The organism is Neobacillus novalis NBRC 102450 (assembly GCF_001591805.1).
GTDB classification, from domain to species: domain Bacteria; phylum Bacillota; class Bacilli; order Bacillales; family Cytobacillaceae; genus Neobacillus; species Neobacillus novalis.
On sequence record NZ_BCVP01000004.1, the window covers coordinates 190,709 to 210,276 of the forward strand.

General features: G+C 32.3%; 17 protein-coding genes, 5 tRNA genes and 1 pseudogene. 5 read left to right on the forward strand and 18 right to left on the reverse strand.

Annotated features, from left to right (window positions below):
• Positions 1–479: 479 nt before the first annotated feature.
• Both BANVL01_RS28525 and BANVL01_RS28135 read left to right on the forward strand, forming a co-directional pair.
• Positions 480–602, forward strand: a pseudogene (locus tag BANVL01_RS28525) (Arm DNA-binding domain-containing protein); the annotation flags it as partial.
• Positions 603–608: 6 nt separating this feature from the next.
• On the forward strand, positions 609–791 hold the full coding sequence (locus BANVL01_RS28135) for a hypothetical protein (protein ID WP_235845476.1): 183 nt from the start codon (positions 609–611) through the stop codon (positions 789–791).
• 863 nt (positions 792–1,654) lie between these two features.
• Here BANVL01_RS28135 and BANVL01_RS03245 read toward each other — a convergent pair.
• The gene (locus tag BANVL01_RS03245) at positions 1,655–1,900 is read right to left on the reverse strand and encodes a hypothetical protein (RefSeq protein WP_066083896.1); all 246 of its coding nucleotides are present in this window, start codon (positions 1,898–1,900) and stop codon (positions 1,655–1,657) included.
• A 492-nt stretch (positions 1,901–2,392) separates the two neighbouring features.
• Between BANVL01_RS03245 and BANVL01_RS03250 the strand changes: the two genes are divergently transcribed.
• Positions 2,393–3,259, forward strand: coding sequence for a hypothetical protein (locus BANVL01_RS03250; protein ID WP_066083890.1), 867 nt, complete (start codon positions 2,393–2,395; stop codon positions 3,257–3,259).
• 310 nt (positions 3,260–3,569) lie between these two features.
• On the opposite strand, the gene BANVL01_RS03255 is transcribed toward BANVL01_RS03250, so the two are convergent.
• Together BANVL01_RS03255 and BANVL01_RS03260 are read right to left on the reverse strand one after the other, a co-directional pair.
• On the reverse strand, positions 3,570–4,316 hold the full coding sequence (locus BANVL01_RS03255) for a tyrosine-type recombinase/integrase (RefSeq protein ID WP_235845475.1): 747 nt from the start codon (positions 4,314–4,316) through the stop codon (positions 3,570–3,572).
• A 470-nt stretch (positions 4,317–4,786) separates the two neighbouring features.
• A complete protein-coding gene (locus tag BANVL01_RS03260; RefSeq protein WP_235845474.1) occupies positions 4,787–5,188 on the reverse strand; it encodes a hypothetical protein in 402 nt (133 codons plus the stop codon).
• Between the two features lie 93 nt (positions 5,189–5,281).
• Here BANVL01_RS03260 and BANVL01_RS03265 point away from each other — a divergent pair, with 93 nt between their 5' ends.
• A complete protein-coding gene (locus tag BANVL01_RS03265) occupies positions 5,282–5,578 on the forward strand; it encodes a hypothetical protein (RefSeq protein WP_066083886.1) in 297 nt (98 codons plus the stop codon).
• Between the two features lie 170 nt (positions 5,579–5,748).
• Here BANVL01_RS03265 and BANVL01_RS03270 read toward each other — a convergent pair whose 3' ends face one another.
• The 6 genes from BANVL01_RS03270 to BANVL01_RS03295 form a co-directional block, all read right to left on the reverse strand.
• Entirely contained in the window at positions 5,749–6,783 is a 1,035-nt protein-coding gene (locus BANVL01_RS03270; RefSeq protein ID WP_066083882.1) for a sensor histidine kinase, read from the reverse strand.
• Between the two features lie 146 nt (positions 6,784–6,929).
• Positions 6,930–11,165 (reverse strand): NACHT domain-containing protein, encoded by a 4,236-nt coding sequence (locus BANVL01_RS03275; RefSeq protein ID WP_066083879.1) that lies wholly within the window; start codon positions 11,163–11,165, stop codon positions 6,930–6,932.
• 327 nt (positions 11,166–11,492) lie between these two features.
• Positions 11,493–11,720, reverse strand: coding sequence for a hypothetical protein (locus BANVL01_RS03280; protein WP_066083877.1), 228 nt, complete (start codon positions 11,718–11,720; stop codon positions 11,493–11,495).
• 178 nt (positions 11,721–11,898) lie between these two features.
• A complete protein-coding gene (locus BANVL01_RS03285; RefSeq protein WP_066083874.1) occupies positions 11,899–12,306 on the reverse strand; it encodes a phage major tail protein, TP901-1 family in 408 nt (135 codons plus the stop codon).
• A gap of 89 nt (positions 12,307–12,395) precedes the next feature.
• On the reverse strand, positions 12,396–13,940 hold the full coding sequence (locus BANVL01_RS03290; protein WP_066083871.1) for a phage major capsid protein: 1,545 nt from the start codon (positions 13,938–13,940) through the stop codon (positions 12,396–12,398).
• 696 nt (positions 13,941–14,636) lie between these two features.
• Positions 14,637–15,035, reverse strand: a complete 399-nt coding sequence (locus tag BANVL01_RS03295; RefSeq protein ID WP_066083868.1) for a helix-turn-helix domain-containing protein — start codon at positions 15,033–15,035, stop codon at positions 14,637–14,639.
• A gap of 175 nt (positions 15,036–15,210) precedes the next feature.
• Between BANVL01_RS03295 and BANVL01_RS03300 the strand changes: the two genes are divergently transcribed.
• Positions 15,211–16,083: a hypothetical protein gene (locus BANVL01_RS03300; protein ID WP_156487427.1), complete on the forward strand. Its 873-nt coding sequence runs from the start codon at positions 15,211–15,213 to the stop codon at positions 16,081–16,083.
• A gap of 90 nt (positions 16,084–16,173) precedes the next feature.
• On the opposite strand, the gene BANVL01_RS03305 is transcribed toward BANVL01_RS03300, so the two are convergent.
• From BANVL01_RS03305 to BANVL01_RS03345, 9 genes are all read right to left on the reverse strand, one after another.
• A complete protein-coding gene (locus BANVL01_RS03305; protein ID WP_066083862.1) occupies positions 16,174–16,377 on the reverse strand; it encodes a hypothetical protein in 204 nt (67 codons plus the stop codon).
• A 195-nt stretch (positions 16,378–16,572) separates the two neighbouring features.
• Positions 16,573–16,824, reverse strand: a complete 252-nt coding sequence (locus tag BANVL01_RS03310) for a hypothetical protein (RefSeq protein WP_066083860.1) — start codon at positions 16,822–16,824, stop codon at positions 16,573–16,575.
• Positions 16,825–16,980: 156 nt separating this feature from the next.
• Positions 16,981–17,865, reverse strand: a complete 885-nt coding sequence (locus BANVL01_RS28140; RefSeq protein ID WP_066147696.1) for a hypothetical protein — start codon at positions 17,863–17,865, stop codon at positions 16,981–16,983.
• 147 nt (positions 17,866–18,012) lie between these two features.
• Complete coding sequence (locus tag BANVL01_RS03320) at positions 18,013–18,939, reverse strand: tyrosine-type recombinase/integrase (RefSeq protein WP_066083857.1); 927 nt, start codon at positions 18,937–18,939, stop codon at positions 18,013–18,015.
• Positions 18,940–19,059: 120 nt separating this feature from the next.
• Positions 19,060–19,140, reverse strand: a tRNA-Leu gene (locus BANVL01_RS03325).
• A 25-nt stretch (positions 19,141–19,165) separates the two neighbouring features.
• Positions 19,166–19,251: transfer RNA gene (locus BANVL01_RS03330), tRNA-Leu, on the reverse strand.
• 43 nt (positions 19,252–19,294) lie between these two features.
• A tRNA-Cys gene (locus BANVL01_RS03335) sits at positions 19,295–19,368 on the reverse strand.
• Positions 19,369–19,374: 6 nt separating this feature from the next.
• A tRNA-Gly gene (locus tag BANVL01_RS03340) sits at positions 19,375–19,449 on the reverse strand.
• A 4-nt stretch (positions 19,450–19,453) separates the two neighbouring features.
• Positions 19,454–19,528: transfer RNA gene (locus BANVL01_RS03345), tRNA-Gln, on the reverse strand.
• Positions 19,529–19,568: the final 40 nt, after the last annotated feature.

Below are 19,568 nucleotides of genomic sequence, written 5' to 3' on the forward strand. Positions count from 1 at the left end.
CTCCAGTTACTAGATGGTGGATTTTAATATAGTATTTGTAAATAGTTTGATTCTCTAAGAATAAAGTTCTCCCACCGTGAGATTTCAGTTCCTTTATATACAAAATAAACAAGATAACTTTTACTGAAATAATTTGAATTTTTTTATTTTTTGTCAAATTAAATATTTTTTATCGAAAAATGGGAGATTTAGTCAAGAAATAAATAAACAATTTTTTCTAAATTAATAGAATCAAAAGTTTTTCAGGAATATTTGTCTAGGGGAATAGGGCCGAGTGTATTCAAATGATTGATTGGGATAATAGAGAGCTGCCAATCACCACCCAGGCTTAGCTGCTTGGGCTCAATCGTTCTAGCTTGTATTATAAGCCTGTCGAGCCTTTTCCTTAGGAAAAATTTATCAAGCATAAAATTGACGAAATTTATACCAAGCATCCCTATTTCGGCCGGCTCCCCCAATTGATAAAATGAGAGGAAAATATGGCTAGCATTCAATAGAGAAGTAAAACTTATCAATTTACTGTCAGTCATACTGTGAATGGAAAATCAAAACCCATTAGAAAGGGAGGCTTTTGTACTAAGAAGGAAGCTCAGTTAGCAGCAATCGTATTGAAGATAAATAAAAAACGCTCCTTACAAAGTGTAAGAAACGTTGATCTCATCGCATTGGCAAGCGATGAGATGATACCGGTGGTCGGGGTCGAACCGACACTCCTCACGGATTGGGTGGTTCTTCTTGTTCATTTCAATTCCTCCAATTCCGTATATCATTGTTATATTGAAGAAATTTGAAATGTATACATATTCATAGATTATCGTCACTGGAAATACAATCCATAGAAAGGTGACATGAAGATATACTGTTTAAGCCCCAGGAGTAGTCAAATAATACATAGCAGTAAGGATAATCATTAAAAACAAAATACCTATGACGAGACGTTTCAATATAATCCTCCTTTATTTTGCCGAATTATCTACTTAATGATGTTTATTCTTCTTCCTAACTTCATATTCCTTCTTCTACTATATAGCATTTAGTTTAAATACATATTATTGTCCTATCTCTTGACAATTCCAATTATGCAAAAGGTGAATACTATATTCATAGATAACTGCGTAAAATAACTTCTTTACGCAGTTATGTAATTTAGAAACCCATTAGAGTCAACATTCCTTCTTTACGAAAAATTATGTGTCATTCATTCTTTTATACATTGTTGATTCTTCAAGGTTTCTGATGATATTCGGACAAAATTTCCTGAATTTTATTGCATAAAAGGCCCGATACGAAAATTGTACGGTTCAGGTCAGTATACGAACGTTTATTCCTATAAAATTGAATATTAATATTCAAAACAAATACCCAATTTTGGAAAGTTGAGGAATACAATGAATGCCTCAGATTATCCCCGCCCCACTGTAACAAAAAACATGTTGAAGAAGGGAGGACCAAGTTGCCAACTGTTGTTTGGCGATTCACCCAAACCATAACTGCCATTGATACTAACAGCAATATAGAACATAATCCAGTAGCAACAGTTTTCAAAAGGTTCACCATATTAACCGCTCCTAATAATCGAATGGTCGGTATTTCATACGGAGTTCAATCAATTCCTCCTTGTGTGGGTGGATCGCCGTAGGCGACCACCCTTTCATTAAACAAACTCTAACCACAACTCTAATTGTTTTACTGCTTCAGGATTTATCGTCTTCATTGGTCCAAGCAATATTTCACCTCGTTGCCGCTTTATCTCTTTCGCCAATTCTGGAATATCTTCCAATAATCCGAAATCAATCAAATTCTTTAGTGTGTTCATACGAAAGTATTCATTTTCCAATGTGTTAAACTCGAAGTGGTCAAGCAACATTTCAACCATAATATCCAACGGATATTCTCTCATGTAATCATCTCCTCTTTATTACCTGTCACTTTATCATTATCGTTGACTACAAAATTGCTGGCAATCTATTCTAAACGTGAAGAGAATTCACATTTAAACCTTGTTTAGTATCAATTCTCCATAGGGTCTATGAACTCCTATCCGAAATCAAATATCAATCAATGCTGATATGATTCCTGTCGTTTAGTGATTGAACTAATTAAAAGTTATATCAATGAAACACACAAAACAAAAGTTGCACCTGAGTACGCTAATAATAAGGTAAGGGAGCAACTTGTTGCAACAACGTTGAGCGAGAGCCGAGCGAAACCTGCCAGAGGCTGAAGTTGTGCTCTGCACAACGGATTATTATATATATGAATACTTACCTAACAAATTTTTCTAAAACAATACAATGATATAGTGCTGAGTCACATTACCACTTTATATATAAGTAATTAAGATGGCAACAACACTCAGCGCTAAAAATATCGAAAGGAAAGTTATCTGAAAATGAGAAGAGAATATATCGCTACTGAACTTTGTGAGCATGAGTTGGGTGGAATCAAAGAGGCAACTTTTAGGCGGAACAAGAAAAAATATTTGGCAAACCTTAGGATTGATAATCACATAGACTTTGGGAAACGTGGCAGAGCAACAACCTACATCCTTGACTCAAAGAAAAAGGAATTAACGGAACATGAGAAAGCAAATGTGGAATTTTTGGAAATCCTAGGGTGTGACATTGGAGATAAGGATACTGAACTTCTAAAGTTCATTTTAAAATTCATCCTCGAACAAGATATTGTTCCAGTCCATGCGGAAATAACACATCATGGCAACCTAGCAGGTATTATGAAAACACGAGGTACTATTGGAAATTATGTCGGTTTTCTGAAAGAAAATAATATTATTGCCGAACCAATGCAAATCCCTGTATGGATTGTTAATCCGATTACTAAAAGGGATGGCACAGAAATTTATTTAAAGCGGAAGTACGACCCTCAGACTGGAGAAGTGCTTCCTACTTATTATCAGCGAGTTGTAAATCACATATATTTTGATTATGCGAAGAATGGTATAGGGGCACACCGTCAGCGAGTATCGAAAATGACACATAAGGCGATTGAAATAGCATTCAACAACTTATGGCCTGAAGTGTTGGAAAATAAAATATATCCGCTCTACAATCAAAATCATAAGCACGAGTACATTGAGGCGGAACGAATGAAGGCACAATCGTTTCTTATTCGTGAAATAGGTAAAGCGTTTGGCATTTATTACTGTGTGAAAATAGAGGAGCCGATTATTCAACCGTCAATCAAACGACAACTTGAAGATTACTTCAAACAACAGGATAACATTGCTTGTGTTTATTGAGTGTACTTTTTCTTTTTATTATTCAACAGTGATACGAGCAAATGGGTCTAGTGTTGTGCTGATAGTCCCCCCCTGTACCCATTTTTTTATTTGATAGGGATGAGGAGGACTGATGGGTGGTCCACGCCAGAAAAACGTTTCCCCATAACTCAATAAATTTTAGAAAATAGTTGAAGAAGATTATCAATTAAAATTATGATTTTACTGTTTAAGGTCTGAAAGGTAGACCTGAGTGACAGGTCGACTCCGGCGATCCTGTCACTATTACACAGAAAAACCACTTGCATTAATAATCCTAGTGGTCAGTTTGCTATTGCCTCATAATCCCATTTAATGTGGAATATTTTACATGTGCCTCAGCAACATTAGTGCTCCATAAGTTCACATATTTTTTCGTTATTTCAAGTGAGGTATGCCCCAACAGTTGTTGGAGGTGAAAAGCGTTTCCTCCGTTTTGAATGGACATCTTTGCGCTCGTATGGCGAAAGATATGACAGCTCACACGAACATCTTTAATGCCACTTAACTTCCCATAGTGTTCAATTCGTGTTTGTAAACTTCGTTTCTTCAATTCATTGCAGTCTTGACTGATAAATAACTTTTCCGTTTCCGCCTTGCCCCTGATTTTAATGTAAATCTCTAATTGCACTTTCAATGCTTTGGACATTGGCACGATACGTTCAAAAAATGTCTTGGTCTCCCTGATTACAATTTCATTTTCTTTCACGTCTGTCACTTCAATATTAATCATTTCATTGATACGGACAGCAGTGTCCAACATTAACAGCATGATTGTATAATCACGCAATCTCACAAAGGTTTTCTTATCACAAAGCGAAAACAACAATTGTAATTGTTGTTTGGAAAAAGTAGGAACTACTTCCTTCCGCTGCTTCAACAGTTTTACGTTCACTATCGGATTCTTTTTGATATGTTTATTCTTATGAAGGAAATTGAAAAATGCACGATAGGCACGCAGCTTTGTGTTTATGGTGGTTATCTTCCGCCCACTATTTTGCATGTTCAATATCATATTTTTAATATCTTGTTCCGTCATCTGTACCAATGGTTTACCTTCTGCTTTTAAACTTTCACGATAAAATTTGAAGGTATGAGGTCTTAGATTTCGCAACTGGCAATCTTCAAAAAATAATCGGAATGCCTCCTCGTCTATGGTGACATAACTTGTCTTAGTGGCAATTTTTAATTCATCTTCATTTAAGCAATCTTCTTCTACTCACTGCACACGACTCCCCGCACACTATTTGTGGTTATTTTGTCGTGTGAAGTAAAAATAAAAAGACTCCGCACAATTAAGTGCGAAGCCTTGTTACTACAACATTTCTGTTAGTAGCATGATACCGATGGTCGGGGTCGAACCGACACTCCTCACGGAACACGATTTTGAGTCCCAAAAATATCCTATCTGCTTATAATGTTAGAACAACAACAGTTGATGAATTCTTTTATTTTTCGAGTAACACGATTACTGACAATTATGCCTTTGGTTTGTAATATCGTCAAGCTTTAACTGGTTTGTTTATTGAATTTTGCTTGACCTATTTGTTTATATTTTTTTATCAGGTTAGCCTCATATTGTCTTGCTTCCTCTTCAATCGAAAACTCAGCCACAATTTTATATAAGAGCTTTCCTTCTTGCATCAATCTTCTATGTTCAGAGTTTCTTCTATTAGTATATCTTCTGCAACGATACCAGACTCCACTTCCAACATACACAACTTCCCCTTTATTCCAATGCTCATATACAATATAGTTGTTTACTTTTCTAAGTTCATTTGAGTTTATTTGGTATTTTTTTATAAGTTGAATTATTTTCTGAAAAGAAGTCCCATAAATATTAGCTATATCTTGATTGGTCATTTTATCAGATAAATGTTGTACTAATTGTTTTTTATTTGGTAGCACCATAATCACCTCTTAATCTTTTTATCTGCTCTAAATCATTTGTAAAAAGGTGTGATAAAATATTTTTAAAGAAGTAAAAAGAAAGGAGATTTTAAAATGAAAACTGCTGAGGAAAATTTAGAACAGGAAATTTCAAATATTAAAAAGGATCTTCAATTTCTATCTAGGAAAATTGGAATACATGATATGTATTTAAATCGTATCAATAAAGAAAGAGAAGAGGCGGAAAGGGAACTTCATGGACAGAAGTATACTGCCGAAGAAATGATGGAGATCGTGAAGAATCTTGATAAATGGATGTCTAATGATGAAAGACATAAATTCCTGACGGATATGTTTTATAATTTTTATAATCGAAGTAATCTACCAAGAGTTCCTGAAGATTGGGATTAAATGAGGAAAAGCTGTGTTTGTGAGGGCTTCTCAGAGGAAATTAACTTTTGCGAGTAATATATTCCTATTATTCGTCGCAACCTAGGATAATAAAAATCACCTTGATTTCTATATCGAGGTGATTTTTTGTGTGTAATAAAATTAATATTTTATTCCAACAGGGATTATGTTTATTTACTTTCTGAACCTTGGGTAACAGTCAGCATCCTTGATACTTTTGAAGCACTTATTATAGATAGCTCAGAGTTTTCTTTTGCTTTTTGTTCTCCTTTTTTAACAATCTTGTCTATAATATCTTCATTTATTGAATTTATCCGTGATACCTTCAATCTCATTCTAATTCCTGTACCTTTAAAATTTGTTTCTTTATCTGCATATATATTATTTTTAACTATAACTGCATTATTCCCACTGCAAATTAAAAAATCTCCGCCAAGTTGACAAATCTCACTTGTAACATACAATCCATAACCCGAATTTTGCCAAATAGTATCTTCTTGTCTTCTCATCTTACCTTTATATTTAAATGCCTTTCCAGAGATTCCTGGTTCTATAGAAAGTAAGAGTGCATCAATGTCACTTCTAATTTTTAAGTTAGGGTTAAAGGACAGTGCTTGTTTTATGCCAACCCCTTCATCTAAAATTGCTATCTCTACTCTATCCTTACTTGGCCAAAACTGACCAGCAAACCAAATTGATTCTGACTCACTATGTTCTACAATGTTCCTCATAAGTTCTCTAATAGAATATGATAAAATATTCCTTAATTTTCTGTTATCTCTAGAAAGTACTCTTGCTAAATTAATCGCTTTTCTTTCAATTGTTTCTTGAACTACTTCTGAGTTTTCATACGATTCTATTTTTAATTTTTTTACATCCAATTCAGTAATTGGAACATAAGTTGAACTTCCGTTGGCTTCACCCGGCTTATTTCCAAAATCTTGATATACGCTTTGGAAAAATCCCATGTGTGCAGCATAATCATTATGCTTAAAGTTTATATCTCTATATGTCACATCTGGGAATTTATCGTATAACTCTCTTATCTTTGAACCTGCAAGTAACATAGCGAATGGTTCAACTGTCCCTAAAAATTTATGGTCATAAATTACTTCCTCTAGACCTTCAAAATCATACTCATTATTACAAAACTCAATAGCATTTGCAGCAGTCAAATCAACCAATCTTATTGTCTTGGAATCCAATTTTCTTAAACCCCTATTTCTAGTAATATTTTAATAGCTAAATATTACCATAGAATGTTTAGTTATTTCAAAACAATTAGGAAGATTGGCAAATTCCCATTTTAGCAATCCCTTAGTAATTAAAATTGATATTTTATTTTATTTTATTAGTTGACAATTAAATCACAAAATTTTAGATAACGATCAAATAATGCTAAACAATTATTTTTATCATTTAAAACACTATAAGCTTTAATAATATTTACAAAACCACCATGCCCACTATTCTCATACAAATAAGTTAAAGTTTCTTGTCTTGTATTAACATCCTTCAAAGCAACAGCAAGTCCTAAATGTAAGTATTCAGAATTTGTTGTCCAAAAATCCGTACTTGGAAAGTGGTTTTCTTTTAGGTAGTTTAAAAATAATTCAATGTTACTAAAAACATCATAGTTTTTATTTACTAATATTTCCCAAGATTTGTATTTTTTTAGAACAATACCATTGTTATAATTATTAAGTTTTTTAAATTTGCCTTGTAATTGCTTTTTAGTATTTGAATTCTTTATTTCTTCAATGAATTGATCTTCAGTTATTTTAGGTTTTTTCTTATTATCTCCCTGTTTAGATAACTCTAAATTTATTGGTTTATTATATTTTTTACAAAGTTTCTCATATATATCTTTTTCAATTCTAAAATCCTCATCTCTAAAAGCATATCTTAGGTTATAATTATTTACCCTTTCTACTTGCTCATATGCCTTTTGAAATGCTATCTTTTTTTCTTCATCTGTATATAGTTCACATTCAGCAATTGCTAAGTAAATTACAAATTTTTGTTCAAAATAATCAGGCTTTGGTTTACCTTCATAGTCATAACTATAGTCGTAATCTTCCATACCTTTTTCAATTTCTTCAATCCGGAAACCACTTTTAACTTTACTTAATAGAATTGGGCTTATTGCTAAGGAACTAATTTTTTTAGAGCTTTTAGTTTTTAGTGAATATTGGAATTCCTCTGCCAATTCAAGATCATTACTTGAAACTATATCTATTACAATATAAGGACCTCTCCAAGTATGGTCACCATCAGTAATTTCGCTTACACGTAGAGTAAGATTAAATACATTTACGGCATATTGTTTCTTTACTTCTTTAGAGACCCAATTTTTATCCCAAATAATCCTTAGGGCATCTGTTAAAAGATAACTGATAATTATGTCCTTATGCCACCCATGTCTTAGGATTCCTTCATTGATAGCTTTTAAAAAGTAAAATTTAGATTTATTAGTATCAATATTTGAAAAAAATGCACTTATATCAAAACATCTATCTACAAAAGAAGGGAAATCTTCACTCCAAGATATGAGACTTTCTTCGAGAGGTTTAAGTTCACTTTCAGTAATCAGAGCGTTGAACATATTCGTATTTAGCCTAAATAGTTCCTGATAAAAACTAAAAGGAATAATATTACAATCTTTTTTAATAAGAATATTTTTTAAGTTATTTAATGAACTATAATCAATATGACTTTTTGCAAAAATGTTTGCCCATATGTAGGAAATTTCATTTTTCAAGTAGTATCCATATTCATTTCCTTTAGTAAGGTCAATATATCGAATATAATCCCTCACAATACTTCTAATATCTTTTTTACCTTTTAGTAATGAGACAAAGTCTGTAAACAATACAGAGTAAAGTCCCAATTCGTTATAGAAATGTGGCGAGTATCCCTTTCGTGGTTTAAAGAACTTTTCAAAGGTATATTTCTCTAGAACAAAAGCAAACATAGCAAAGTTAATATGTGTTCCATAAAACACCCAATCCATCCCACGCTTTTCTTCTAATTTGTCCAAAGATTCTCTTGCAACATTTATTTCATTTAGTGATAAGTTAATATCAAAGAACTTTTTATAAAAGAGTATAAAACTATTTTTCTCAACTACTTCTACAGGTAGCTGCGTCACGAAAGACTTAATTTTACTATGAATCATGTATGACGTAACAAAAAAAGAAAGATAATCTTTTGAAATTAAAATTCCCAAAAAACATAAAAATTCATATTCATCAAATTGATTTATTAACTCAAATATATCTTCCTTTTTCTCTTGAAGACAAACTCTAAGAAAAGATTTAACTAATTTCTCCTTACCATGTTCTTCATTATTATAGATACCCTTAACTTCTGACATTCTAGATGAATTTTTTCTAATTAATTGTTTATAAATATCGTTTACATTTACCCCATTAATTTTGATTTGGTAATAAATCCAACTTTCAAATTCTTCCCAAATTGGATCATTTAATTGACCTTTATTAATCTTTTTTAAATGTTCAACTATCTTATTTTGATTATATAAACTTTTAACCGTTTCTAATTGAACGATTAGTTTTTCCGCACTTTGTACTTTCTTTGCTCTCCATAATAGAACGATATTTCTAATTAGGAATGGAACTCCATTTTCCCATACTTTTTTGAGATTACTATTTAAATCATAATTATTCTTATCTTTATTCCATTGATTAATTTGATTAGTTAGTTCAGTTAGATTTATTAATAAATTATCTTTTATCTTTAACGTTTCATCTTCAAATAATTCATTAAAATTCTCTTGATTTTGACTTATTAAGGCAGGAATAAACCTTTCAGAACTAATATAGTAATCATCGTCGACACCATAACTGTTATTTTTCCCTAGATAAGTATCAATTAAATTAAGCTCAACAAGACCAGGCAGATTATTTTCTTTAATATATTCTCTTCGCATGTATTTTAAAAATAATTCTTCTAAATATTCACGGTTGGATAGAACTCTTAATTCTCTTAATATTTTTGGATTTTTCTCATATTCCATTTTCAATCTCTGCGTAAAAAAGTACTCTTGGTACCTTCTATGTTGGTAAATAAAAATCATTTTTGCGTTTATATTATCTAAATAAGAATTTTCGAAAAATAAATCTGCCATATAATTAATAATTTTATTGATAGATTGATAATCAATACGTTCATACTTTTCCATTATCAAATCTTGTAAATCCTTTTGTGAAAAACTAAACTGAAATCTTTTTTGATATTCAAAGGAAATATCTTGATTTAGTTCAACAATAGCTTCTTTTTTAGGATTTAATAAATTTAATTCCTCAATATTTTTTTTATGCTGTGGATTATCAATTAGAGAATCTATCTTTTTACTAAATAAATCCAGCAAAGTACTAGTGCTATCTAATTCTTCTATAGTGTCCCATAATAACCTAATTAGGAGTATATCTTTTATTTCACTCATTAGTTTTCTATTCTCATTTTTCAATTGTTTAAAAATTTTAATCTTAGTTTCATCACCCTTTACTTTAAAAAATTCATCTATATATTTTTGATTTAAGTCCGCAACTTCATATTCGATCATGTCGTTGAAGTATGTTTTTGCTTTCATCCTATTTAAGTTTCCTAAACGACAGGAAAATATGATCTTACATGTATTATTTTTTTGTGCTAATTCATATATTTGATAAAGTACTTTATCCGAAATTTCTTCACTTAATTCATCTAGTCCATCAAAAAGGTAAATAAAGTTAAATTCTTGATTATTAACTTTACTATCATTTTTTCTACTCCTAATAATGTTTTCGAAACTTTCAGTGGCACAGTTCTTTAAATTTACTAAGATAGGAATAGCATTATTAGTTATAAGTACATCTAACATTTCATCTTCAGTGGATTTATCCAATCCGCCAAATACTTGTAATAATTTATGTATTAATATGCTTTTTCCCGAACCAGGATTTCCTAATACTAAAAAGGTCATTTGTTCTAATGAAAGAATTTTATCTGCAATACTTTCAATTTGATTTTTTTTTATATCTACAATAGGTAAATGAAGGTATTCAGATGATTGAATAAAAGTAGATAGATTATGATTTACACTATTTTTAATAAAACTTAGATGATCACCTATTCCAAAGTAAAGTTGAGCTAAATCTAAATTTGAAGGTTGCAAAAGCATATTAATGATAGTTTTATCTGTAATATATTCAATTTTGATTTTTTTTGCTCTTGCCCTCTTTTCAATATCGGACTCGGTCTCTGTTTTTTCACTTCCATTAAGGGTTCTGTCTTTATTTGAATAAATATATATTTTGTTAATATCCGGGTAATTTTCTATTGCTTTATCAATTGATTTCTTTATTTGTTGCCAATCAAATTTGCTTTCAAAAAGTTTTGCTTGAAACCCATATTTTTTACCTTTGACTTTGACTGGTTCTGTTTCAATACCTGGTTGATTTTGATAGGCATATATTTTCGAAACTTTTAAATCCCTACAAAAAAGATGCATGCATAAATCTTCAAATGTTTTTTGTTTACTTTCACCATTTAGTCCTAATTTAGACCAATCTATTTGTGGCATTTAGTAACCCCCCCAATATGAATGATATAAGAAATGTATCATTAATATTCTAGTCTACCATAATTATACAGGCCTAATCACATTTATGAAACGTATACTTTTCAACTCCAAAAGGGGGTTTTGGTACCGTTGATAAAAGAGACACTCCCCTCGTTATTTCTAAGCTCGTTCACTTTTTTTCAAAAAAGGTAGGGCGTACTGCAGGCAGGAAGGCGAGCAGTCCAGGTCCAACCCTCACTACCCACTCTCACTTACTTACAACTACTTCAACAAAGACTTACTCCTTGTCAATCTACTTCAACAATAGCTTCATTCATCATCTAAGTCTTAGAGGAATTGACGAATGAAACCATAGCTTACCTCGTCACACCCCATGCTTCTTAACATTAGATTAATACGATCTAACACATTCATTCTACTTCTCTTAATGCTTCTCCATTGAAGCAACTCTGAATAGGCTTTAGCAAGAATTGCTGCTGCTGCAAACTTAAATTGTTCTTCGCCAATATCTTTTCTTAGTAACATCAAATAGTTTAACTTTTCATCTCTTTGCATATCACCATCCCCTTTCTATTGTTGTATCTACCTTATTGATTTATATCTGATAGTAGAAATATGCTGTATAGCCGTTGCAGAAATATCTGCTGTCCCGTTTATTAGTAATGGCTAATATATCTGCTATTCTATTTATGGATAAGAAAGACTAAGAGCAGGGCTCTTAGCCTATATGATATTAAGCTCCAGCTTTAACTTCTAATGCTCCACTACCTTGTAAGCTAATAGAGTATGTTACTAAATCATCATAAGGAAATTCTAAGCTAAAATCAGTAATTGTTGTTTCTCCACGATATTTTGTACCAGATGGCAATTCAATGTAGACAACGACATTTTCTGAATTGATGAATGCTTTCTCTAATAGACCATAAGCAACATCAGATTCAATGTATGCTCCATCACAATCAATACTCCACTCTTTAAATCCAGCTAAAGACTCTTTCCAAAATCCTGCTGTATCTTTTGAAGTTGCATCAATAGTTTCAGCAGAACGAGAAAGGGTTGCATTTCTCTGTCCTGCTAGAATCTTACCCGTTGCAGAGTCTTCAATATACACCTTGCATTTCATCCCGGTCATTTTAGACATTTCTATTACCTCTTTCTTATAAAGTAAAAAAAGAGAGCAGAATAATCTACTCTCAAGATTTGTGAAACGTTTTACATAAATAGTTATAATTAAGCAGTTACTGTTAATTTAGCTAGTACTTCTGGATTAAATACAGCTCCATCGCAATACATGTCATGGACGAGCAAGCGTGTCCCCGACAAAGCATTCTTAGTGTCTGTAATCATTTGAAGACCAGACTCACCTTTGATCATTACACCGTAACCAAGTCCTACGTTTCCAAAAACAATTGGATTTGTTGCAGTAAGTGAATTAGTTACGATAACTTCTGCACCGAATAAAGTGTATGTTAACTTACCGTTGACAAATCCATTCTGCATATAAAAATGACCGGCTGCATCTTTCAATTTAGAAATTATATTAAATGCTTCTCGTTGCATATAGAATGCAGAACCCGACAGATAATCCGGATGAATTGAATTGTAAATGTCCATTAGTTGATCTACACCAACTGAATTAATGTTAGCAACTTCAACATTTGCAATTTCTTTATCATGAACAATTCCACGAAACTCTTCTGCTGAGTTACCTGTAAAGATAGACTTTTCAATTGTCTTACCAACTCGACGAGCTAACAAATCAGCAACATAACCAACAATGTTAGTAGCGGAATCGTGAATTAATTGATTTGTTAATGAAATTGCGGCACCGACCCTTTTTTGTTCTAATTTAACTTCGCCAATTGAAATTGCCATTTCCCGAACATCTTGACCTTCACCAACAAATCCTGCTTGATCTGTACTAGTCTCTCTTGGAATTTTCAATGAACCAGCAACAGTTTGAAACTTACGAGCTCGACCGAATACTGGGGCAGTTTCCTCAAGTTTCTTAATAATTTCTTGATGAACATTTTCTGGAACTAACTGACTACCATTTTGAAGAGTCTGAAGTGCTCTTTCTTCTCCTCGAAAATATTCTTCCACTTGTCTGCACTCAGCATTTCGTTTCTCTGCTGCTTCTGTTTCTTTCGTCTTCACATATCTAAATTCAGTTTTCATATTGTTTGTTTTCTCCTCATTTTTATTGACGGAAGATTCCGTCTTTTTATTCAACAACTTTACATTTGATGGAATTTCAACTTCTTCTACGAGTTCAATACCTCTGGCAGCAATAGATGATTGAGAATAAGCTGGGTCTTTTACAACGCTGACTTCAAACAACTCAAGTTCCTCAATAGTTCGCTCATAAAGACCATCACCAAGAGATTTCCAAGAATCTTTAACAGTACGGAAACCAAATGACATATTTCTGAGAATTCCAGAATTGATTAATTCGTAATAATCTTTACCCCAGGAAGTAGATGCAATTTTTGCAGATATAAAAAGACCTTGCTCATCTTCTAGCAGTTCCAATGAACCGTTTCGAGTTGAAGCAAGGATTAATTTGCTGTTATGCTCTGCTAAGAAATCAATGTCCCTATGAGCATTTTGAATAGCTTTAGAAAATGCGCCTTTGGCAATCTTCTCTTTAAATCTCTTAGTAGTTCCAAGGACATTGCTTAATTGACCAGTTTTGTTAACATAACCTGAGACTGTCAATGAAGCATCTTTATTAGCACGTAACTTAGTGCTTTGAAAACGCAATTCTATTTTCATTAACTCTTTCACCTCCGAAATTATTTAGTTGCTCTTAAAAGCAAACTTGAAAAATGGTAAAAAAAATAGACGCTCCCGAAGGAACGCCTTTCAAATAAGAAAAGAATCAACAAGAAAAAATTGAAAATCGATAGGAAAGATAGAACTCATTCTGTTGTTCATATATTTTAGTAGCTACATTATAGTAGCCCAAGATTGTATTTGTTTAAAAAGCAAAAGAGAGCTGGAAATAGGATTAACCAACTCTCAAGACAAAGGATTTGATTACTTAGCTAAGGAATCAAAAGCAATAAAAGAAAAACGAACACTCAACTACGAAATTGTAAATCACAGAACTGAGAAAGAGGTGCTCGGAGTAAACACCTCTCTATTATTAATTATATACAAATGGAAGATTTAAGACGAAGTATTGCTCATAAAAACAATTTTTATATCTCTATTAATAATATATATAACTGGAAGATTCTGTACAACTTTCACTTTATTTTTGAAATTTCTTCTGAACAAATAAGCTTTGCTTATTTGTAAAAGTTAAATATTTTTATTTAAGTTTTATTAATTAAGTATTATTAATTAAATATTAATACTGTGTACTTATTACACTAATCAAGTGTTATTTTTACACTATCAAAGTGTAATTTTTACATTACTGTAGTGTATTTATTACACTAATCTGTCCAAATAAAAAATGACCGCTTACAAAGCGATCATTTCAACAAATTCTTCTGGTGCAAGTTCTTCTTCTTCTTTACTTAAAGGATTAATTGCAACAGGAAAATAAACCACGTATTTGTTTACAGCGTTTCTGTCATTTGATTGTTTTTCTCGTATGACTTTAACGAGTCTTTTTTCTTCTAATAGTTCAATCGCTGAAACAACAGTTTTATTACTCCCGATTCCTAAATCTTTTTGTATGGTACTAATAGATGGGAAAGCGTAACATTTAGTCGTATTATACCGATGGTTTAAATAACTATAGACCATATAAGCTGTTGCTTTTCCTTTTAAAATATAGAACACATTGTTTGAAATTTGAGTAAAGTTACTGTCCAGCTTGTCAATTCTTCTAAATCTAAATTTCATTTTTTCTCTCATAGTTGATTTCCCCCGTTTGTTTTATTTCTCTCACAATGTATTTATATACCGTTCACGAAAAACGTAAATCAAACGGAGAAAAAAGTTGTTATAAAATGAGAATTTTATTCATTGATAAATGATTAACATAATTTTGCTAATGGTATAATTATATAAGGAGTCATTAAGTTGACCGATGGGAGGAGATATTATGCCTTTTCTTTTAGGGGAAATACCAGCAGTTGTTACAACGTACATTTCTAAGCAGTGGGATACCTTTATTTCAAATTTTGCTTTGTTTGCTGCATTAGGTGTTGTACTTTACTTTATTTTTCAGAAAGCCGTCGAACATCGATTCCAGAGCCAATTAACTAAACTTAAAGGAACAGTAGACGAGGAAGTACAAGGAAAATTAATCTCCTTAAAGGGCGACGTTGACCATGATGTACAATCGAAAATAGAAAATTTGAGAAGTACTCAACAAAATAAATTGGAGTCTTTAAAACTTGAGCATCAAAAGATGTTATTAAACTTTGAAACATTCAATAGTAAACAAAACGAACGATACCCACAACTGTATTTCTTAACCGAGCAAGCATTAGGGTATATTACATATTTAAGGGGAATTCAAAGTTTCCCCACTTTTGAAAACGCAGCTATAGAAGATGTAAAAACCTATTGTGAAGTAATAGAAATGAATACAGGAGATTGTAATAGAATTCTTGCTTTATGGGAACAAGATAAAGATAAAGCTATTTCAGAAATACACAAACTAAAAAAAATCATTGACTACAATAGAGCTGAAAATAAATGGTATGAAGCAAACGATTATCTAATTTATAATGAGCTATATTTCTCTGATGAAGTCACCGATCACTCAAGAAAATTGTTAGACCTAATGTATAAATATTGGTTAAATTTAAATCCAGTTTATCATAATCCTATTTTCTCGGCTGACTTAAGGGAAATGAGGAAGGACAACTCCGTTATAAAACAAGAAATAGATGAACAAAGAAAAATATGGAAGGCCATTATGAAAAAGGAAGTTTCCGGATTACCGACAGCATAATCAAGAAAAGCCGTAAAAGGACCTGAATGGTCCTTTTGTTTTTTTGATAAATAAAATAAGGATTTTATGTACAAAAAATAAGACCGAGCACTAAGCCCGACCTCCTATAAAATATCTCCTACCTTCATGAATAATAAATTTTGGAATCCAATTTTCATCCTTTAACCCTTTTTCAATTGCGTTTTTAATAACCATTTCCTTTGTATATCCTCTTTTAATAAACTCTGCTTTACAACCATTCCAAGCCCCTTGAGCAAATTCCGTACAAATTTCGATAATTTCGTTCCTATTCATAAATGAATACCTCCAAATTTTGATACTACTATTATTCAAAAAACCGAGCGAGTGTAAATCAAAATTCGAAAATAATTCGTGGTAATTAATTCCTCTCATTTTAAGACCATAAAAAAGAGAGATAATATATTTCATTATCTCTCAAGTTTCTGTTCAATCCGGGTTAAATATGAGCTTCTAAGGGCTACAATATACTCACTCTTTATTATTTTGTTTTACTAATTGTAGCTCTATAAGATCTAACTTCCGTCCCAATGAATAATATTGCTCCCGAAGTTCTTTTCCCAATACTCCAAGCTCTTTCTCAATAGCATCTACCTTTCCTTCTATGACAGCAATCCTTCGACCAAAAACTGAATCAATTTTATCGTACTGTTCATGAATACCTAACACCATTTGACGGTTAACTTTAACTATTTCATTTACAATAAATTTATCAGTGCTCATATACAATTCCCCTCTCCAAAATTTTATTAATATCAGCCCATAAGGGGCATTTTATGAGAGATAAATAAAAATATATTATCTCTCTTTTTATGTGCAACACAGGACAAACAGGAGCTTCAGTGAGCTATTCTAATTAATAACTCTTACGGTAACTGGTCATTGTTCTAACCAGTTATAGAACGGAACAGGATTTCTATTAGCTTCTTGTTCTGGATATAAGGATTCTAGAATTTTTCTGTCTGAACGAGCAATAGAACTTTTCTTGATTTCTAAAGCTGCCTTATCTTTTGCTCGTCTTAATTCAAGTTCATTTTCTTTATTCGTTAAAGCTGTTATAAAGTAATCCCTGAAATTATTAACTTGACCTTGAGCATGTTTATCTTTGACTTTTCGTAAGACAGAATTAAAGGTTCTTTTAGATATATCATCTTTAACTGATTCCCAAATCGAATTAATTAATTCATTATTGATAGGATTAATAGCTTCGGTCGAACTTGTTCGCTTATCATCATCAATAATATTGTTTTCTTTAATTTTTTCTTTTTTATTTTTCTTTTTAATATTCGACACCTTTTGGCAATTATTGTCGTCACCTTTTGGCAACTCTAATCTTTCCCTTTGGTCAAGATTGAAGGTACTTCTTGATGGCGATGAGTCAGGATTTGGCGGTGTGTTCAGTTCTTCCCTTTTGTCAGAACTGGAAAGTAGTTCTTTGACAATTTTAATTGTAATATGAAAATGTCTTTTTTGCGGCACTCCCATGTTTCTGGTTTCTATGTAACCAGCATCCTCTAAATCTTTAACAGCTTTCATTTGCTGTTTGTATGAAAGAGCTGTTTCTTCATCTAAAGTCTCAATTGTTAGGAAGAAATATTCTTTGTTGTCTCTAATCGTTAGCATACCTTTACTTCCGAAAGATTCATAACTTGAACATAACTGACCAAAAATAATTGCTCCATTGACTGACACTTTGTGAGCCAGTTCTTTGTTATACATCACAAAGCCTTTGCCACTTAAAACTGACATTAAATTCAAATTCATTTCTCTTCTCCTTTTGACATAACAAAAGAAGACATGCTAATATTTTAATAGCAGAGGTCAATCTTCTGTGTGTTGTTTTGAGGGGTTATGGACCGCGAATCCGCCCCTCTTTTATATATTATATATAGCAAACATACGTTCGTAAAATTATATTTTCAATCCTATTAAAGCCCCATGCAATTTATGCTTTTGCTCTAAATCCTGCCCCCATAAATTTACGTAACGTTTGGTTATCGTTATATCTGTATGACCTAGTAAATGCATCAATGAAAAAGCGTCAACTCCTAAAACAATCATTCTTTTAGCCATCGTGTGTCTAAATGTGTGCGGACTAACTCTTTTATTGATGTTTGCTTCCTTTCCATACTTAGTTAATCTCGTTTGAACACTATGCGGATTTAATTCTTTATTGTCCTGACTAATAAAGAGTTTATTCGTATCAACTTGACCTCTAATCTTAATATATCTTTTTAGCTGTTCCTCTGTTATTTCAGATAAATAGACCGTTCTTTCAAAAAGATTTTTGGTTCTTCTAATAATGATTGTATTCCCTCTAACATCTTCTACATTGATACCAACTAACTCAGATAATCTGACTCCAGTATCAAGCAATACAAGGACGATAACTTCATCTCGAAAAGTAACAAATGTTTTCTGTTTCCTAATTGTTTTAAATAATTTCTCGATTTCTTGATTTTCTAATGTCTCTATTGTCTTTTGTCTATCACGCAACAATTTAATATTTTTCATAGGGTTTTTATTAATAATCTTATTTTTATATAAGAAGTTATAAAATGCTCGAAGTGCTCGTAAACGAGTATTAATCGTTGTAACTTTCATTAACTCTTTACTCTGCAAAATTAAATCTTCAATATCTTTCTGTTCACATTCTACTAACTGCTTATTAAGCTTTAGTTTTGCAGCATGAAATTCATTTTTATAGTAATTGATGGTAGCAGGTCGTAAATTTCTTAGATAGCAGTCTTTATAAAACTTTTCAAAAACTTCATCATCAGAAATTTTCTTCTTTATAATTCTTAATTCGTCATCAGTTAGTTCTCCCCGTCTTTTCATAAACAGCCTCCTACGCACACGATTCACCGCACACGATTTTCGATTATTTATGTCGTGTTGAAAAAACACAAAAAAGGCCTCAACATTTCTGTTGAAGCCTTTCTCTATAAGCTTTCTAGATACCGGTGGTCGGGGTCGAACCGACACTCCAGAGGAACACGATTTTGAGTCGTGCGCGTCTGCCAATTCCGCCACACCGGCATATTAAAATGTTAGGTAAAGCAAGTGCCGAGAACCGGAATCGAACCGGTACGGTAGTCACCTACCGCAGGATTTTAAGTCCTGTGCGTCTGCCAGTTCCGCCACCCCGGCGAAATCAAATTACCTGTTCTTAGCCATACTAGGCAAAATCGTATGGAGGCGGCAACCGGATTCGAACCGGTGGTAAAGGTTTTGCAGACCTCTGCCTTACCTCTTGGCTATGCCGCCGTATTTTGGAGCGGAAGACGGGATTCGAACCCGCGACCCCCACCTTGGCAAGGTGGTGTTCTACCACTGAACTACTTCCGCAAAATGGCTGGGCTAGCTGGATTTGAACCAACGCATGTCGCAGTCAAAGTGCGATGCCTTACCGCTTGGCTATAGCCCAATGATATTATAATTATCATAGATATTCAGTTAAAATATTA

Coding starts and splice junctions, on each gene's coding strand:
- BANVL01_RS03245 (WP_066083896.1), bottom strand. CDS start 1,900: ATGAGAGAATATCCGTTGGATATTATGGTTGAAATGTTGCTTGACCAC.
- BANVL01_RS03300 (WP_156487427.1), top strand. CDS start 15,211: ATGGGAGGAGATATTATGCCTTTTCTTTTAGGGGAAATACCAGCAGTT.
- BANVL01_RS28140 (WP_066147696.1), bottom strand. CDS start 17,865: ATGAATTTGAATTTAATGTCAGTTTTAAGTGGCAAAGGCTTTGTGATG.
- BANVL01_RS03285 (WP_066083874.1), bottom strand. CDS start 12,306: ATGTCTAAAATGACCGGGATGAAATGCAAGGTGTATATTGAAGACTCT.
- BANVL01_RS03305 (WP_066083862.1), bottom strand. CDS start 16,377: ATGAATAGGAACGAAATTATCGAAATTTGTACGGAATTTGCTCAAGGG.
- BANVL01_RS03280 (WP_066083877.1), bottom strand. CDS start 11,720: ATGCAAAGAGATGAAAAGTTAAACTATTTGATGTTACTAAGAAAAGAT.
- BANVL01_RS03275 (WP_066083879.1), bottom strand. CDS start 11,165: ATGCCACAAATAGATTGGTCTAAATTAGGACTAAATGGTGAAAGTAAA.
- BANVL01_RS03255 (WP_235845475.1), bottom strand. CDS start 4,316: ATGACGGAACAAGATATTAAAAATATGATATTGAACATGCAAAATAGT.
- BANVL01_RS03250 (WP_066083890.1), top strand. CDS start 2,393: ATGAGAAGAGAATATATCGCTACTGAACTTTGTGAGCATGAGTTGGGT.
- BANVL01_RS03320 (WP_066083857.1), bottom strand. CDS start 18,939: ATGAAAAGACGGGGAGAACTAACTGATGACGAATTAAGAATTATAAAG.
- BANVL01_RS03260 (WP_235845474.1), bottom strand. CDS start 5,188: ATGGTGCTACCAAATAAAAAACAATTAGTACAACATTTATCTGATAAA.
- BANVL01_RS03290 (WP_066083871.1), bottom strand. CDS start 13,940: ATGAAAATAGAATTGCGTTTTCAAAGCACTAAGTTACGTGCTAATAAA.
- BANVL01_RS03295 (WP_066083868.1), bottom strand. CDS start 15,035: ATGAGAGAAAAAATGAAATTTAGATTTAGAAGAATTGACAAGCTGGAC.
- BANVL01_RS03310 (WP_066083860.1), bottom strand. CDS start 16,824: ATGAGCACTGATAAATTTATTGTAAATGAAATAGTTAAAGTTAACCGT.
- BANVL01_RS03265 (WP_066083886.1), top strand. CDS start 5,282: ATGAAAACTGCTGAGGAAAATTTAGAACAGGAAATTTCAAATATTAAA.